Here is a 16,731-nt window from a genome sequence, read left to right as displayed (position 1 = left end):
CTCACCACTCCCATTCGTTGGCCGGCAGCTCGATGTCCCCGTCCGAGTGCGCGATGGCCGCGGCGATCGCCGTGCGCACGGCCTCGATCTGCAGCTCGACGGCCATGCTCGGTCCGTCGCTGCCGACGGATGCCACGTGGGCGGGCGGATCCGGGAGATGGAGGAACCCGGCCCTGGTCGGGAAGCCGCGCTCCGCCGCCCGGTGCAGCAGCGTGTACATCACCGAGTTGCACCCGTGGGTCGAGGCGCTGTTCGAGACGAGAGCCGGGATCCCGACGCCGCGGATCGCCTGCGCGATCGCCTTGATCGGCAGGGTGGCCAGGTAGGCGGCCGGCGCACCGGCGAACACCGGCTCCCCGGCGGGTCGATGGCCTCCATCGGCGAACTGGAAGTCCCGGACGTTCACCGCGGTGCGCTCGACCGAGACGGTCGGTCGCCCGGAGAACACGCCGAGTCCGATGGCGACGGCCGGCGGCCGGCCGTCGGCCGCGTCGAGGATCGGATCGATCGCCTCGGCGGGCGTGCGGTCCCACTCGAGGGCGACTCCGCGGATCAGGTGGCCCGCCACCGTCTCGCCGTCGAGATGCAGCGCGATCTCGCTCGACGGATTGGTGTCGTACTGCCACCCGACCCGCTCCGCGGTGTCTCCGTAGGCGCCGTTCCCCGTGACCAGCACCCAGGGCCGATCATCCGTGCTCCCGGTCGTCATCCGTGCTCCTCCCGCTCTCGCAGATCGCTGTTTCGGTCTCGCGGCACCGTCGATCGAGCGGCGGCGCCTGAGCAGGAACGCTAGCGCACTCAGACGTGAAATGAAACGTTTCTTTTCAAAAAGAAACGTTTCATTTTGCTTGACAAGCCGGATGCCGCTGGGTTTACTTGCAGCAATCCATCGCGTTGACACTCGTGATCATCCGGTCGGACCTTCAGCCCGTTCCGGGCACACAACGATGTGAGGAGCACCCATGTCTTCGACCGTTCTGCGTCGCGGCGCCCTCGGCCTCGCGGCCGCGGGGGTCGCGCTCGCCCTGGCCGCGTGCGGATCCCCCGCAGCGCATCCCGGCGCCCCCGCGCCGAGCGCCGACCGGGTGGTCACGAGCACGCCGAAACCCGTCGGTGATGTCGACTCGATCACCTGGGCCGTCACGAGCGAGCCGGCGTCGATGGACTGGATCTACAACGCCGACAACTCGACCGGCTCGATCATGGCCAACGTCTGCGAGGGCCTGTTCCGGCTCTCCCCCGAGATGACGCCGGAGCCCGCGCTGGCCGAGAAGGTCGAGACTCCGAATCCGACGACCCGCGTGTACACGCTGCGCGACGGCGTGAAGTTCCACGACGGGACGCCGCTCACCGCGGCCGATGTCGTATTCAGCCTGAAGCGCAACCTCGACCCGGAGCTCGGGTCCTACTGGGCCGGACCGTTCGCGCACGTCAAGAGCATCACCGCGACGGGGCCGCTCGAAGTGACCATCGCACTCACGGAACCCGACGCCCTGCTCGACTCAGCGCTCAGCTCGCCCGCCGGCATCGTCGATCGCGCGCAGACCGTGCAGGAACTCGGCAAGGCCTACGGCACGCCGAAGGGCGGCATCAACTGCGTCGGCCCGTTCTCGCTCGAGAAATGGGACTCCGGCCAGTCGATCACGCTGAAGCGCGACCCGGACTACTTCGACGCAGCCGGCCGCGCCCGCGCGAAGCAGATCGTGTTCCAGTTCGTCCGCGACCCCGCGGCGCTCACCAACGGGCTCCTCGCGGGGTCCATCGACGGCACCTGGGATCTCGCGCCCGCCGCGGTCAAGCGACTGTCGCAGGGCGGGCCGGGCACCGTGTACCACGGTCCGAGCACCCAGGGCTACAACGCCATAGTGATGGATCCGAAGGGGCCCCTCCAGGATCCGGTGGTGCGGCAGGCGGTGTCGCGCGCCATCGATCGTTCCGCGATCATCACCGCGGCCGTCGGCGGCGCGGCGCAGGAGCAGCGCGCACCCGCCGTGCCCGGCACCTGGGGCTACGAGCAGCAGAAGTTCCGGTCGGCCTGGGACGGGATCGAACTCGGACAGACCGACCTCGCCGCGGCGAAGCAGCTGCTCGGCACCACGAAGACGCCGACGAAGCCCATCGTGATCGCCTCGACGACGGCCGAGGCGCAGACCCCGATCATCGCCGCCGAGATCCAATCGGCGCTGAAGAAGCTCGGCCTCGAGGCCGAGATCCGCAACATCCCTGCCGACCAGTACTACGCGGTCTACACCGACCCGAAGGCGCGCACGGGCATCGATCTCTACCTCACGGCCTGGGGCACCGACTACGCCGATCCCACGCAGATCTACCAGTACTTCACCACCGGGAACTTCTACAACTTCAGCGGCTACTCGAACCCGGCGTACGACGCGCTCGTGGCGAAGGCCGCCGCCACCGACGATCTCTCGGCCCGTGCCGACGCGATCATCGCGGCCCAGAAGATCATCGTCGAGCAGTCGCTCTGGATCCCGATCTACGCCCCCGACAACACCGTGTTCCTGAACAAGCGGATCACGGGCACCCCGACCTCGTACATGCAACTGCACCGTCCGTGGGCCGCGGCGCTGGGGGCGGCGAAGTGACCCGGCGCACCCGATCAGCGCAGAAGGGAACGCACTGATGCATCCGGTCCTCTCGACCATCCTGAAACGGGTCGGCTCGCTCGCCCTGGTCCTCCTCGTCACCTCCTTCGCGGTGTTCGGCGGCATGTACCTGGCGCCGGGCTCCCCCGAGACCTTCCTCGCCCGCGGCAACAACGTCACGGCGGAGACCCTCGCGTCGCTGCGCGCGCAGTACCACCTCGACGATCCGTTCTTCGTGCAGTACGCCCGCTGGGTCGGCGGCGTGCTGCAGGGCGACTTCGGGCAGAGCCTCCAGTTCCACCAGCCGGTCGGGGACCTGCTCGCCTCGCGACTGCCGACCACGCTCGCGCTCGTGGTCTACGCCGCGATCCTGATCCTCGGCATCGGCGTGCTGCTCGGCGTCCTCGCCGCGGTGAAGCGCGGTCCCGTCGATGCGATCGCGATCGTGCTCAGCACGGTCGGCATGGCGACCCCGGCCTTCGTGGTCGCCATGGCGCTCACGTCGCTGTTCGCCGTGACGCTCGGCGTCTTCCCGGCGTTCGGTCCGGGCGACGGCTTCGCCGATACGGTCTGGCATCTCACGCTGCCCGCCATCGCGCTCGCCCTCTCCTCGATCGCGCTCGTGTTCCGCACCACCCGCACCTCGATGATCGGCACGCTCGACAAGGAGTACGTCGAGACCGCGCGCGTCCGCGGCTTCGGCAGCCAGCGAGTGATCTGGGCGCACGCGTTCCGCGGAGGCATCGTGCCCGTCATCACGCTGGCCGGCCTCGTGGTCTCCGGCCTGCTCGTGACGACGACGATCGTCGAGACCGTCTTCGGTCTCAACGGCATCGGATCCCTGCTCGTGCAGGCCGTCAACGTCAAGGACTTCCCCGTCGTGCAGGCGATCGTGCTCGTGATCGTCGCCGTGTTCGTCGTCTCGAACCTGATCGTCGACCTGCTCTACCCGCTCCTCGAACCCCGGGCCCGACAGAAGGCGGCGACGCGATGACCCTTCCCACCACGCACACCCGCACGACGAGCCTGCTCACCCGTCGTACCTGGCTCAGCTTCCGGGTACGCGGCAACGGGCTCACGCTCGCGGCCCTCGTCGTCCTCGTGCTGCTCGTGCTCATGGCGATGCTCGCTCCCGTGATCGCGCCGCAGGACCCCTACGCGGTGTCGCTGCTCGACGCGCTGCAGGGCCCATCGGCCCAGCACCTGCTCGGCACGGACGAGGCCGGCCGCGACGTGCTCTCGCGCACCATCTACGCCGCCAGGATCTCACTGCTCGGGCCGCTCGGCGTCGTGCTCGGATCCGCGATCCTCGGCGTGCTCATCGGCGTCGTCTCCGCCTGGCGCGGCGGCGCGGTCGACGCGGTGCTGTCGCGCATCGTCGAGATACTGTTCGCGTTCCCCGGCGTGCTGCTCGCGATCCTCGCGGTCGCGATCTTCGGCCCGGGACTCAACTCGATCGTGATCGCCCTCGCGATCGCCTACATCCCGTACATGGCGCGCGTCACCCGCAGCGTGGCGATCGCGGAGCGGGGCAGCCTCTACATCCAGGCGCTCGAGACCCAGGGCATGCCCGCCTGGCAGATCCTGATCCGGCACCTCGTCCCCAACATCATCCCCTTCGTCATCGCGCAGGCAACCCTCTGCTTCGGCTACGCCATGATCGACCTCGCGGGCCTCTCCTTCCTCGGGTTCGGCGTGCAGCCGCCCGAGGCCGACTGGGGGGCCATGTCGGCGGAGGGCCAGGCGGCTCTCATCCAGGGCGTCGCGCTCCCGGCGCTCGCCCCGGGCGCGATGATCGTGCTCGCGGTCGTCAGCTTCAGCCTGCTCGGCGAGGGTCTCGCCGAGCGCATCACCCGGAGGGAGCAGAACTGATGCTCACGATCGAGAACCTGTCGCTGACCGTCAAACGCCGCGACGACGAGCGGCAGATCCTCCGGGAGGTCTCCCTCACGTGCGGGCCCGGCGAGTTCGTCGCCCTGGTCGGCGAGTCCGGGTCGGGCAAGTCGATGACGCTCCGGACCGTCGTCGGGCTCACGCCGCGCGGATCGCGCCTCACGGGCTCCGTCCGGTTCGGGGACGTCGACCTCGTGACCGCGTCGAAGGCGCAGGTCGCCGAGGTCCGGAAGAAGCGGGCGGCGATGATCTTCCAGGATCCCCGAGCGCACATCAATCCCTACCAGACCATCGGCGGGTTCATGTGCGAGGGCCTGCGGGTCAACCGCGGCCTCGGCAGGGACGAGGCCCGGCGCACCGCGGCGCGGCTGCTCGACGAGGTCGGCCTGTTCGATCCGGAATCCCAGCTGAAGAAGCACCCGCACGAGCTCTCCGGCGGAATGCTGCAGCGCGTCATGATCGCGTCCGCGCTCGCGAGCGAGCCCGAGCTGCTGCTCGCCGACGAACCGACCACCGCGCTCGACGTGACCACCCAGGCCGAGATCATCGCGATCCTGCAGGAGCTCCGCACCAGCCGCGGCCTCGCGATCGTGCTCGTCACCCACGACCTCGACCTCGCGGCCGGATCCTGCGACCGGATCTCGGTCATGCGGTACGGCGAGATCGTCGAGGAGGCCGAGGCTCGTGAGCTGTGGCGGAACCCGCAGCACGCCTACACGAGGGCCCTGCTCGCCGCGATGCCGGCCCGACTCGAGAAGCTCCCGGCGCAGTCCGGTCACCCGACGGAGGAGAAGCCATGACCCCGACCCGCGAGCGCGAGCGCACCGCAGGCAGCGCACTGCTCGAGGTGCGCGGCCTCACGAAGCGTTTCGGCCACGGCGCCGTCACCGCAGCGGCGGACATCTCGTTCTCGATCGAGCGCGGCGGCGCGCTCGGCATCGTGGGCGAGTCCGGCTCGGGCAAGACCACGGTGTCGCGGATCGTCGCGGGCCTCGAGACCGCGGACGCCGGCGAGATCCTCGTCGACGGGGCCCCGCTGCCGCACGGCCGAGGCGTCCGTCAGCGTATGGCCCGAGCCCGGACCATGCAGATGGTGTTCCAGGATCCGTACCAGAGCCTCGATCCGCGGCAGAGCGCCCGCGAGGCGCTCGCCGAGATCATCACCCTGCACACGACCCGGCGCGGGCAGGATCGCGCCGCCCGCATCGACGAGCTGCTCGATCAGGTCGGGCTCGACGGGGCGGCCGCCGGCCGCATGCCGCGCGACCTGTCCGGCGGGCAGCGGCAGCGTGTCGCGATCGCGCGCGCCCTCGCCGCAGAACCGGAGCTGCTGATCCTCGACGAGGCCGTCGCGGCGCTCGACGTCTCGATCCAGGCCCAGATCCTGCGGCTGCTCGACGGGATCCGCCGGGAGACCGGCGTAGCACTCATGTTCGTGAGCCACGACCTCGAGGTCGTGCGCTGGATCACCGACGACGTGCTCGTCATGTTCCGCGGCCACGTGGTCGAGGCCGGCCGTACCGAGGCCGTGCTGGCCGCGCCGAGCCACCCGTACACCCGCCTGCTGCTCGCGAGCGTGCCGACCCTCGACTGGAATCCGCGCGCGGTCGCAGATGCCAGACGGGAGTTCATCGCGGCGAGCGGCTGAACCGCGCGACGGCTCGGCTCACCAGTCCGCCGAGCTCCCCCACCCCAGATCAGCAGCGTCACCATCCAACAAAGGAGTATCGGATGCCCCTCTCCCCCATCGGATCGAGCGGCGCACGCCGCTCGGCCGTGCGCGTCGCCGCCGCGTCCGCGGCGATCGCCGCGCTCGCCCTGAGCGGCTGCTCGGCCGCGGGCTCAGCCGCCCGCACGACCGCCGGACCGCCGAAGATCACCACCTCTCTGCCCGGGGCCACCGGCCAGGCGAAGACCGTGAAGTGGGCGCTCTACAACGAGCCCACCTCGCTGGATCCCATCAAGATCAGCGACTTCCCACCGCAGCAGGTCATTACGAACGTGTGCGAGAGCATGCTCAAGCTGACTCCCGACATGACGATCGAGCCGAACCTCGCGGAATCATACGACAACCCGGAGCCGACGAAGTGGGTGTTCCACCTGCGCAGCGGGGTGAAGTTCCACGACGGGGGCACGATGACCGCGGACGACGTCGTCTACAGCATGAAGCGCTCGGCGAACTACGACCTCGGATCGATGGTCGCCGGTGCCTACGATCAGGTGAAGTCGATCACCGCCACCGGACCGCTCGAGGTCACCGTGACCCTGAAGCAGCCGGACGTCACGTTCTTCCAGGAGATGGCGACGAGCTCGGGCCGCGTCGTGAGCCGGGCGACCTCGGAGCAGCAGGGCGAGAAGCTCGGCACGCCGAGCGCCAACGTCGATTGCACCGGACCGTTCAAGCTGAGCGAGTGGAAGCCGGGCGAGCGCATCACGATCGAGAAGTTCGACGGGTACTGGGATTCGAAGCACCTCGCGAAGACCGACCGCCTGGACTTCACGTTCGTGCGCGACGCCGCCTCGCGCGTCAACGGCATGCTCAGCGGTGAGATCCAGGGCGCCTGGAACGTGCCGCCCTCGGGCTTCGCCAAGCTCGCGCAGAGCGGCAAGGGCGACCTCTTCTTCGGCGAGACGTCCGGTGCCTTCATCGGCATGGTGACGAACCTGAACGGCGGACTGAAGGACACTCGCGTCCGCCAGGCGCTGTCCATGGCGGTCGACCGCGAGGCCATCATCACGGCGGCGATGGCCGGCGCGGCCGATCCCCTGTACACGGTCGCGTCCTCGGGCACCTGGGGCTACGAGAAGCCGAAGTTCGAAGCGGCGTCGAAGGAGATCGCGGCGATGCCGCGGTCGGTCGAAGCGGCGAAGAAGCTCGTGCAGGAGGCCGGCCCGCAGCCGAAGATCACGCTCGCCGTGACCAGCGCGCAGCCGGAGATGCCGATCGTGGCGGCAGAGATGCAGCGGGCCGGGAAGGAGATCGGACTCGACATCGCGCTGAAGACGCTGCCCGAGGACGTCTACAACTCCCTCTACTCCGACGCGAAGGCCCGCGAGGGGATCGACATGATCTTCACCACCTGGCAGACCTACTACCCCGACCCGGTGTCGCTCTACGTCTTCCTGCAGAGCGACAACTTCTACAACTACGCCGGATGGAAGAACCCGGAGTTCGATCAGCTCGTCGCGAAGGCCCGCCAGACGACCGACGAAGCCGCCCGTGCCGATCTGCTGATCCAGGCCCAGAAGATCGCGGCGGAGGATCCCACCTGGATCCCGGTGTTCCAGCCGTACAACCCGGTCTACCTGGCGAAGGGCCTCACCGGGGTGCCGACGGCCGCGATCCAGCACAACGTGCCGTGGGCGCAGGGGCTCGGCGAGGGTGACGCGGCCGCGAAGCCGTAGCGCAGCGCAGACCCCCGGCAGATGGAGGAGGCCCCTCCCGACCGGGAGGGGCCTCTTCGCCGGAGACCTTCCGTCGCCGCCCGGCGACCGCCTAGTCTGAAGGCATGGGTGCATGGGGCGTGAAGGCGTTGCAGAGCGATGAGGGCCTCGAGCTCCTCTCCGCGATCGAGGGGCTGGCCGCGGAGCGGAGCAGCGTCACCGCGGACGAGCTCGTCGCTGCGGCTCGGAACGAGGGATTCCTCGGCGACGATCCGGGCGACGACGAGTACCTGTTCGACGTCACCGCGCTCGCGCTCTCCGAGATCCTGACCGGCGACACCGACCAGCTCGCGGATCCGGCGCTCGGCGGCGTCGCGCTCGAAGCGACCACCGAGGGGACGCGGGTCCTGCTCGCCTGGCTGCACCGGATCCGGGACTCCGATGAGGAGGATCGGGAGTACCTCGAGCTCTGGGAGGGCGACCCGGAACAGGCCGCGCACCTCGAGAAGACCATCGCGGCGCTCGAAGCCCTGAGCTCGGGGTCGGGGTCGGGCTCGGCCCCGGCCTCCTCCTGACGGACCGGAACAGGGCCGGCCCCCTTCCGGGGGCCGGCCCTGTTCATCGCTCACGCAGCCCGGGTCGACGCCCGAGCGCGCAGTGCGCTCAGTCCTGGACCAGCGCGGCCTGGACGTCGATGTTGATGGTGACGTCGGAGCCGAGCAGCAGCCCGCCCTTCTCGAGCGGTGCGTTCCAGGTCAGGCCGAAGTCCTCGCGCTTGACCACGGTGGTGGCGGTGAAGCCGGCCTTGTAGTTGCCGTAGGCGTCCTCGCCGAAGCCGCCGAACTCGAAGGCGAAGGTGACGGGCTTGGTCACGCCGCGCATGGTGAGATCGCCGTCGACGAGGAAGTCGCCGCCGTCCTCGCGAGCACCGGTCGAGACGAAGCTCAGCTCGGGGTGCTCGTCGGCGAGGAAGAAGTCGCCGGTGCGCAGGTGACCGTCACGGTCCGCCTGGTTGGTGTTGACCGAGGCGACCTCGGCCGTCGCGGAGACGGTCGAATCCAGCGGGTTCTCGCCGGTCTGGAAGGTCGCGTCGAACTTCTCGAACTTGCCCTTGACCTTGCTGATGGCGAGGTGGCGGATCGAGAAGCCGACCTCCGAGTGGGTCGGGTCGATCTTCCAGGTGCCGGTGCGGTAGCCGGGGATCTGATCTGCGGTGATGGTCATGGCGTGCGCCCTCCAACGGTTGATGATTCAAGTACGAGGATCATTCTCTCACGATCCATTCAGTTGAATGCAACTGTTGCGATGAATATTCCCCGAACTCACGGTTTCTTCTCGAAACCGTGCGTCGGGGCGGCGCGATCAGCGCGGACGGCGCTTCGCGCTCGCGCGCGCCTGCTCGACCGTGCGGTCCCCCGCGGTCGCCGCCGCGGTCGGCTCGAACGACCCGTACCGCCGCTCCGCGGCGCGGGCGATCAGGAAATCGCTGATCGCCGGATTCTTCGGCAGCAGCGAACCGTGCAGGTAGCTGCCGATCACGTTGCCGGTCCGCGCACCCTCCACGCCGTCGCTCGGGTTGTTCCCCGCGCCCTGCGTCACTCGCCCGAACGGCACCGAACCCGGGCCGAGCGTCGTGACGCCGCTGTGGTTCTCGTATCCGATGATCTCGCCGAACTCATCGCTCTCGAGCACGATGTTGCCGATCATGCGCGTGTCGTCGCCGCGCGTCTCGACGTCGAGCACGCCGATCCCCACGAGCTCCTCACCCGTGTAGGTGACGAAGCGGTGGCCGAAGAGCTGGTAGAGCCCGCAGATCATGAGCATCGGGGTACCGTCCTCCGCGAGTTCGCGGATCCGATCCCGCTTGTCGACGAGGTCGATCGCGACGCGCCCCTGGCCCGAGTCCTGCCCGCCTCCGCCGACCATGATGTCGATCCGCTCGGGCAGCGGGTCCCCGGGATTGATCTCGACGATGCGCGGCTCGAACCCCTGCAGGCGCGCGCGCCGGGCCAGCGAGAGCACATTGCCGCGATCCCCGTAGATGTTCATGTCCCTCGGGTAGAGGGAGACGATGACGAGCTCGCGCGGAGCCGTCCGATCCTGCTGATCCTCGTTCACCAGATCTCCTCCACATCGGTCAGGGTGGCCAGCTCCTTGCGCAGCGCGAGCATCGCCGTGTAGGTGCAGAAGATGCGTCGCGGGCGCCCGGGGGTGCGCTCCCGGAAGCCAGCCAGCGCGGCCGCGAGATCCTCCTGCACCGTGCCGACCGCGACATCGTCGTGCTCGAGCCGCAGCGCCATGTCCCAGGCGCGCGCGCCCGAGACCGTGTCGACGCCCTCGGACGCGAGCGAGGCGAAGTCCACGTCCCACAGCCACGACATGTCGCGTCCGTCGGCGTACTGGTCGTTGATCGCGATCATGGTGCCGACGCCCTCGGGAGCGAACGAGGCGAGCGCGAGGCGGAACCCCGCAGGGTTCTTCACCAGCACCAGCTCGAGCGGCTGCCCGTCGAGCACCAGCTGCTCACCGCGACCGAACGCCGGACGCACCTCCGAGAGCGCTGAGAGCAGCGCGTCGGGGTCGGCATCGCCGAGCACCATCCGCACGGTCGAGAGCGCCGCCGCGGCGTTGAAGGTGTTGTAGAGGCCCTCGAGCTTGAGCGTCGTCGCCCGATCCTCACCGTCGATGCGGAACACCGCGGAGTGATCGCCGACCTCGACGAGGGTCACGTCGGCGGCTCCTGAGTCGGGCGTCTCGACCTCGGGGGCGTCGTCCGCGGGCGCGCCGGCGTGGAAGTCGTCGTCGCTCGGGAACATCGCGCGGAGCTTCGGGGAGAGCCCGAACTCGCGCACGGCGACCCCCCTGCCGGACTCGGCGACGCGCGCCCCCACCGCGGCGAGCAGCGGATCCTCGCGGTTCACCACGACCCCGTCGGTGGTGGCGTCGGCGATCCGCTGCAGCAGCTTCGCGGTCGCGTCGATCTCGCCGAAGCGATCGAGCTGGTCGCGCAGCACGTTGAGCAGCAGCGTGTGCCGCGGCTTCACCTTCGCGATGAAGTGCATGGCGTGGGCCTCGTCGAGCTCGAGCACCGCGATGTCGGCCGCGAGGCGCCCGCCGATCGAGCTCTCCTGCACCGCCGCCGCGACGACGCCGCGCGAGAAGTTCGAACCGGTGCGGTTCGTGAACACCCGCAGGCCCTGGGCCTCCAGGATCTCGACGATCATCTTCGTGGTGGTCGTCTTGCCGTTGGTGCCGCTCACCGCGACCACGCCGTGCGGCAGACGGCCGAGCACGCGGGCGAGATACCCGGGATCGAGCTTTTCGACGACGAGACCGGGGAGCGCGGAGCCTCCGCCGCGCAGCCGGGCGACCTGACGGACCGACTTGCCGATCACGGTCGAGAGGAAGTCACGCATGCACACCAGCGTACTGGGCGCGGGCCTGCGCAGCCGCCCGACGCCGGCCGGTGCCGGGTCGCGGATCGGATCCGGGCCGGTGCCGGCCGGGGTCAGGTCTGACAGCCGGGGCACCAGTAGAGCTTGCGGTTCGCCATCTCCTCCAGTGCGATGTTCGTGCCGCAGCGTTTGCAGGGCGTCCCCTCGAGCTTGTAGACCCAGTGCCGCTCATCGCGCTCGGTCAGAGCACGCCGGTAGGCCTCGCCCTCGAGTCCGTCGATGGTGATCATCTGCCCGACGGTGATCCCGATCTCGAGCAGGTGCGCCCAGTCGTCCCACAGCGCTTCGAGCACCGTGCGGTCGAGCGAATTCGCCGGGGTGTGCGGATCGAGCTCCGCTCGGAACAGCATCTCGGCCCGGTAGACGTTGCCGATCCCCGCGACGACCGACTGGTCCATGAGCACGAGGCCGATCGGGGTCTTCTTCTTCGCGGCCCGCTCGACGAAGCGGTCGCGCTCGCGAGGTGTGTTCGCGTTCGCCGGATCGGGCCCCAGGCGCTGGATCACGGCGTCGGCCTCAGCCGGCGTGAGTACCTCGCAGGCCGTCGGACCGCGGAGATCGGCGCACACGAGATCGTTGAGCAGGCGCACGCGCACCTGGCCGACCGGCTCCGGGGGGAACGCACCGAGCTCGTCGCTCTCGCGGTCGTGCTCGGCCATGCGCACCCGGGTGCGCCGCGGCGCGCCGATCGAGGTCACCGAGTCCTCGCCGTCGCGGTCGACGGGAGCCGCGCCGTCGGGACGGGAGTACTCCCCCGTCTGTCCCAGCTTGGAGTGCCCAGGCGTGACGCCGTGGATCTGGATGCTCGGATCGACGCGCACCGCTCCGGCGAAGTCCCAGGCTCCGTAGATGCCGAGATGGACGCGCAGCCAGTGCGGATCCTCGCCGGGAGCCCCGGCGAACTCGAGGAACATCTGCTTGCCGACGGCACGGGCATCGATCATCTCGCGACCGTCGATGATCGCCGCGCCCGGGGCGAAACGGCCCTGCGGGCTCGAGACCGCCACCGGACCGCCCACGAAGTTCGCGGCGAACTGGCGGGCGATCCGGTGTACGGAGTGTCCTTCGGGCATATCGCTTAGATCGCGTCGACCTGCTTGCCGGCGATGAGGCCGGTGCGCTCGTACTCGCCGAGCTGGCCGATGCGGCGCACGTGGCGCTCGTCGCCGGGGAACGGAGTCGCGATGAACAGGTCGATGAAGCGGATCGCGTCCTCCACCGGGTGCTGGCGCGCACCGATGGAGATCACGTTCGCGTTGTTGTGCTCGCGCGCGAGGCTCGCGGTCGACTCGTTCCAGACCAGCGCGGCGCGGATCCCCTCGACCTTGTTGGCAGCCATCTGCTCGCCGTTGCCCGAACCGCCGAACACCACGCCCAGCGCCTCGACGCCGTCGCGCTGATCGCGAGCGACGCCGACGGCGGCGTTGATGCAGAACGACGGGTAGTCGTCGAGCGCGTCGTACTCGGCGGGACCGTGATCGATCACCTCGTGCCCCTGCTCGCGCAGATGCTGCTGCAGCTGCTGACTGAATTCGAGTCCGGCGTGGTCGGTCGCAACGTGAATACGCATGACTGCGATCCTATCGGCAGCCCGAGGGGCCGGATTCAGAACTGCGGGCCGGCGGTGCGGCCCCGTTTGAGTTCGTAGAAGCCGGGCACGCTCGCGGCCGCGTGGATGCCGTCCCACAGTCGGAGCGCCGCGTCGCCCGTGGGCGCCGGAGTCACGACCGGACCGAAGAAGGCGACGCCGTCGATCGAGATGATCGGAACGCCCACGTCGGGACCCGCGATCTCGAGCGCGTGCGCGGTGTTGGCGCGCAGCTGCGCGTCCGAGGTCTCGAGGTCGGCCTCGGCCGCGATGCGCTGCGCGGCCTCGCCCGCGATGCCGACCTCCGCGAGCGATTCGGCGACGATCGCCTCGACGTCCTCGCGCTCACCGGGGTGCACCCGCGTTCCGATGGCCGTGTAGAGCGGGCCGACGACCGACTCGCCGGCCTCGCGACGGGCCGCCTCGACCACGCGGCCGAAGCGATGGCCGCGCACGTGGTGCTCGTGGTGCGAGTCGTCGGGATTGTTCTCGTTGATGATGCGCAGGCTGATCGGGTGCCATGCGATGTCGAAGCCGCGCACGCTCGCGACCTCGCTGGCCCAGCGGCTCGTCATCCAGCACCAGGGGCAGATCGGATCGAACCAGAACTCGACGGACGTCGGTGTGTTTCCCATGTGACGATCCTAAGCTGGAGATCTGACATTTCGACGAAGGGGGCGGGGCGCCTGTTCCAGTGGATCACCGATGCCATTCAGGCGTTCGCGATGGCGACCGTCGAGTCCCCCTGGATCCTGCTCGTGGTCCTCATGCTCTGCATCGTGGACGCGGCGTTCCCGCCGGTCCCGAGCGAATCCGTCGTGATCGCGGTGGCCACCGTCGTCGCGAAGGATCACCCCGAGGCGCTGCTGTGGCTCGGCGTGATCGCGGCCGTCGGCGCGTTCACGGGCGACCAGATCGTCTTCCGCATCGGACGCAGGCTCGGTGACCGCCGGCCGAAGTGGCTCTCGGGCCGCCGCGTCTCGAAAGCGCTCGCCTGGGCCACGCACGCCATCGACCGCAGCGGCCCCATCCTCATCATGACCGGCCGCTTCGTGCCCGTCGGACGCACCGCCGTCAACCTCGCAGCGGGCACCACCGGCTATCCGGTCCGCAAGTTCACGATCGCCGCGGCGTTCGCCGCGGTCTTCTGGTCCGCGTACTCCATCGCCATCGGCGCCGTCTTCGGGCACGTGTTCGGCAACCACCCGCTGCTCGCGCTGGTGCTCGGCATCGCCACCGCGTTCGTCATCGGTCTGCTCGTCGAGATCGTCACCAGCCGCATCAGCGGGCGCAGGCGCGATGCCAAAGCCGCCTCGACGGCCGCACCGACGGATGCGGGCGATGCCGGCACCACCGCGGCACCCGGCTCGCCCGACTCAGCTCGGGATCGGGAAGAGGGCGTCGATCTGCGCTGACTGCTCGGCGCTCGGACGGAACGCCGAGCCCGCCGCGGCGTTCTGCTGCACCTGCTCGATCCGGGTCGCGCCCGCGATCACGCTCGCGATCGGCCGATGTTCGAGCAGCCACCCGAAGGTCGCCTCCAGCATGGTGACGCCCCAGGCCTCGCAGAGATCCCGATAGGCGTCGAGCGCGTCCCAGTCCGCCTGCTCGGCCACGTGCGGGCGCTGGCGCATGATCCGCGAATCGGCCGGGAAGTGATCGCGCGTGAACTTGCCCGTGAGCAGCCCGTTGGCGAGCGGGAAGAAGGGCAGGAGCCCGAGCCCGTTGCGCAGCGCCGCCGGCGTCACCTCGCGATCCGTCTCGCGGTTCACGAGGCTCAGTTCGTTCTGAGCCGAGACGAAGGCCGCGCCGCCGAGCTCGGTCGCGACGCGGGCCGCCTCGTCGATCTGCTCGGCCGAGAAGTTCGAGTGCCCGATCGCACGCACCTTGCCCTCGCGCACGAGCTCGTCGAGCGCCGACAGCGTCTCGGCGATCGGCGCCTCCGTGTCGGGCCAATGCATCTGGTACAGATCGATCCGATCGGTGCGAAGACGCGAGAGGGATCCCTCGACCGAGGCGCGGATGAACTCGCGCGATCCGCGCGCCCCGGCGTATGGCGCGCCGGAATCCGGGTATCCGAATTTGGTCGCGAGCACGATGCCGTCGCGACGGGCGCCCAGCACGCGCCCCATCATCTCCTCGCTCCGCCCGAACGAGTACCCGTACAGATCGGCGGTGTCGAAGAAGGTGATCCCCGCATCGATCGCGGCCCCGATCACACGGTCGGTCCCGGCCTGATCCTCGGTGGCCGAGCCCGGCCGGCCGAAGTTGTTGCAGCCGAGTCCGACCGCCGAGACGAGCAGGTCCGAGGTTCCGAGCGCACGCGTTTCCGTCATGTCCTCAGCGTAGCCCTCCGGCCGCGCGCCGCCCGGGGGGTCAGGAACCTCACCGAAGACGGACAGGCGGAGCACGGCGGGATGTCGGCGGGTGGGAATAGTCTTGAGTCGATCCGCGGCCCGCACCATCGGCGCCGCGACCCCGTATTCCATCGCACAGAACCACTGCAGCAGAAGGAGCATCGTGCCCGGAGAGAACCTCACCCGCGCCGAGGCGCAGGAGCGCGCCGCCATCGTCACGTCCCGCAGCTACACCGTCGCGCTCGATCTCGCGACCGGCCCCGAGCTGTTCCGCGCCGAGACCGTGGCGCGCTTCGACGCGACCGAGGGCGCTGCGACGTTCATCGATCTCATCGCCGAGCGCGTGCTGAGCATCGACCTCAACGGCCGCGCCATCGACCCCGCCTCCGCCTTCGCCGATTCGCGGGTGCAGCTCGACGGCCTCGCCGCCGAGAACGTGCTCACCATCGTCTCCGAGCAGCGCTACACGAACACGGGCGAGGGTCTGCACCGCTTCGTGGATCCCGCCGACGGCGAGGCCTACCTCTACACGCAGTTCGAGGTGCCCGACTCCCGGCGCGTGTTCGCGGTGTTCGAGCAGCCCGACCTGAAGGCCACGTTCCAGTTCACCGTCACGGCGCCCGCCCGCTGGAAGATGGTCGGCAACCAGCCGACGCCCGAGCCCGCGGCGGCCGGCGAGCGCGACGGCGAGGCGCTGTCGACCTGGGCGTTCGAGCCGACCCCGGTCATGTCGAGCTACATCACCGCGCTCATCGCCGGCCCCTACCGAGAGGTCCGCTCCGAGCTGACCAGCCGCGACGGCCGCACGATCCCCCTCGGCGTCTTCTGCCGGGAGTCCCTGGCACCGCACCTCGACGCCGACTACGTCTTCGACAAGACGCGCGAGGGCTTCGCCTTCTTCGAGGAGCAGTTCGACTACGCCTACCCGTTCGACAAGTACGATCAGCTCTTCGTCCCCGAGTTCAACGCCGGCGCGATGGAGAACGCGGGCGCCGTGACCTTCACCGAGGCCTACGTGTTCCGCAGCCAGGTCACCGACGCCATGCGCGAGCGCCGGGTCGTCACGATCCTGCACGAGCTCGCCCACATGTGGTTCGGCGACCTCGTCACCATGCGCTGGTGGAACGACCTCTGGCTCAACGAGTCCTTCGCCGAGTACATGTCGACGCTCGCGACCGCTGAGGCGACCGAGTGGAGCGACTGCTGGACAACCTTCGTCGCATCCGAGAAGTCCTGGGCCTACCGTCAGGACCAGCTCCCCTCGACGCACCCCATCGTCGCCCCAATCCGCGACCTGCAAGACGTGCTCGTCAACTTCGATGGCATCACGTACGCCAAGGGCGCGTCCGTGCTCAAGCAGCTCGTCGCCTGGGTCGGCCGGGAACCCTTCATGCAGGGCGTGCACGACTACTTCGTGAAGCACCACCACGGCAACACCGAGCTCCCCGACC

Annotated in this window: 17 protein-coding genes; 9 read left to right on the top strand and 8 right to left on the bottom strand. The window is 69.5% G+C overall.

All coding sequences use genetic code 11. The annotated features are described in order from the left end of the window. Position 1: 1 nt before the first annotated feature. Positions 2-709 (bottom strand): pyroglutamyl-peptidase I, encoded by a 708-nt coding sequence (locus ABD169_RS09305; RefSeq protein ID WP_344031708.1) that lies wholly within the window; start codon positions 707-709, stop codon positions 2-4. 253 nt (positions 710-962) lie between these two features. Between ABD169_RS09305 and ABD169_RS09300 the strand changes: the two genes are divergently transcribed. From ABD169_RS09300 to ABD169_RS09270, 7 genes are all read left to right on the top strand, one after another. Next, positions 963-2,603, top strand: coding sequence for an ABC transporter substrate-binding protein (locus ABD169_RS09300; protein ID WP_344031706.1), 1,641 nt, complete (start codon positions 963-965; stop codon positions 2,601-2,603). Positions 2,604-2,640: 37 nt separating this feature from the next. Then, positions 2,641-3,597 (top strand): ABC transporter permease, encoded by a 957-nt coding sequence (locus tag ABD169_RS09295; RefSeq protein ID WP_344031704.1) that lies wholly within the window; start codon positions 2,641-2,643, stop codon positions 3,595-3,597. Continuing rightward, the gene (locus ABD169_RS09290; RefSeq protein WP_344031702.1) at positions 3,594-4,475 is read left to right on the top strand and encodes an ABC transporter permease; all 882 of its coding nucleotides are present in this window, start codon (positions 3,594-3,596) and stop codon (positions 4,473-4,475) included. The genes ABD169_RS09295 and ABD169_RS09290 overlap by 4 nt, the downstream gene beginning before the upstream one ends. Continuing rightward, the gene (locus tag ABD169_RS09285) at positions 4,475-5,296 is read left to right on the top strand and encodes an ABC transporter ATP-binding protein (RefSeq protein WP_344031700.1); all 822 of its coding nucleotides are present in this window, start codon (positions 4,475-4,477) and stop codon (positions 5,294-5,296) included. The genes ABD169_RS09290 and ABD169_RS09285 overlap by 1 nt, the downstream gene beginning before the upstream one ends. Next, entirely contained in the window at positions 5,293-6,144 is an 852-nt protein-coding gene (locus ABD169_RS09280; RefSeq protein ID WP_344031697.1) for an ABC transporter ATP-binding protein, read from the top strand. Before ABD169_RS09285 ends, ABD169_RS09280 begins: the two co-directional genes overlap by 4 nt. Positions 6,145-6,227: 83 nt before the next feature. Then, entirely contained in the window at positions 6,228-7,901 is a 1,674-nt protein-coding gene (locus ABD169_RS09275) for an ABC transporter substrate-binding protein (protein ID WP_344031695.1), read from the top strand. A 104-nt stretch (positions 7,902-8,005) separates the two neighbouring features. Next, positions 8,006-8,455, top strand: a complete 450-nt coding sequence (locus ABD169_RS09270) for a hypothetical protein (protein ID WP_344031693.1) — start codon at positions 8,006-8,008, stop codon at positions 8,453-8,455. A gap of 88 nt (positions 8,456-8,543) precedes the next feature. Here ABD169_RS09270 and ABD169_RS09265 read toward each other — a convergent pair whose 3' ends face one another. The 6 genes from ABD169_RS09265 to ABD169_RS09240 all read right to left on the bottom strand — a co-directional run bounded on the left by ABD169_RS09265 (position 8,544) and on the right by ABD169_RS09240 (position 13,558). After that, positions 8,544-9,104: a YceI family protein gene (locus ABD169_RS09265; RefSeq protein ID WP_046455981.1), complete on the bottom strand. Its 561-nt coding sequence runs from the start codon at positions 9,102-9,104 to the stop codon at positions 8,544-8,546. Between the two features lie 138 nt (positions 9,105-9,242). Further along, positions 9,243-10,001: a type 1 glutamine amidotransferase gene (locus ABD169_RS09260; protein WP_425560967.1), complete on the bottom strand. Its 759-nt coding sequence runs from the start codon at positions 9,999-10,001 to the stop codon at positions 9,243-9,245. Then, positions 9,995-11,296, bottom strand: coding sequence for a MurT ligase domain-containing protein (locus ABD169_RS09255; protein WP_344032373.1), 1,302 nt, complete (start codon positions 11,294-11,296; stop codon positions 9,995-9,997). The genes ABD169_RS09260 and ABD169_RS09255 overlap by 7 nt, the downstream gene beginning before the upstream one ends. A 92-nt stretch (positions 11,297-11,388) precedes the next feature. After that, entirely contained in the window at positions 11,389-12,408 is a 1,020-nt protein-coding gene (locus ABD169_RS09250) for an Fpg/Nei family DNA glycosylase (protein WP_344031689.1), read from the bottom strand. A 5-nt stretch (positions 12,409-12,413) separates the two neighbouring features. Further along, positions 12,414-12,905, bottom strand: a complete 492-nt coding sequence (locus tag ABD169_RS09245; RefSeq protein ID WP_046455983.1) for a ribose-5-phosphate isomerase — start codon at positions 12,903-12,905, stop codon at positions 12,414-12,416. 35 nt (positions 12,906-12,940) lie between these two features. Next, entirely contained in the window at positions 12,941-13,558 is a 618-nt protein-coding gene (locus ABD169_RS09240; RefSeq protein ID WP_046455984.1) for a mycothiol-dependent nitroreductase Rv2466c family protein, read from the bottom strand. Positions 13,559-13,648: 90 nt separating this feature from the next. Between ABD169_RS09240 and ABD169_RS09235 the strand changes: the two genes are divergently transcribed. Beyond that, positions 13,649-14,338 (top strand): DedA family protein, encoded by a 690-nt coding sequence (locus ABD169_RS09235; protein ID WP_344031687.1) that lies wholly within the window; start codon positions 13,649-13,651, stop codon positions 14,336-14,338. On the opposite strand, the gene ABD169_RS09230 is transcribed toward ABD169_RS09235, so the two are convergent. Continuing rightward, positions 14,300-15,259: an aldo/keto reductase gene (locus ABD169_RS09230; protein ID WP_344031685.1), complete on the bottom strand. Its 960-nt coding sequence runs from the start codon at positions 15,257-15,259 to the stop codon at positions 14,300-14,302. The genes ABD169_RS09235 and ABD169_RS09230 overlap by 39 nt on opposite strands. 184 nt (positions 15,260-15,443) lie before the next feature. On the opposite strand from ABD169_RS09230, the gene pepN reads away from it, so the two are divergent. Then, positions 15,444-16,731, top strand: a 1,288-nt coding sequence (pepN, locus tag ABD169_RS09225; RefSeq protein WP_344031683.1) for an aminopeptidase N, incomplete at its 3' end; no start/stop codon positions are given.

Origin of the sequence: Leucobacter iarius (assembly GCF_039530105.1) — a bacterium.
GTDB lineage: Bacteria > Actinomycetota > Actinomycetes > Actinomycetales > Microbacteriaceae > Leucobacter > Leucobacter iarius.
The sequence above is the reverse complement of the archived record's forward strand: the minus strand, read 5'-3'. Positions and strand labels throughout refer to the sequence as shown.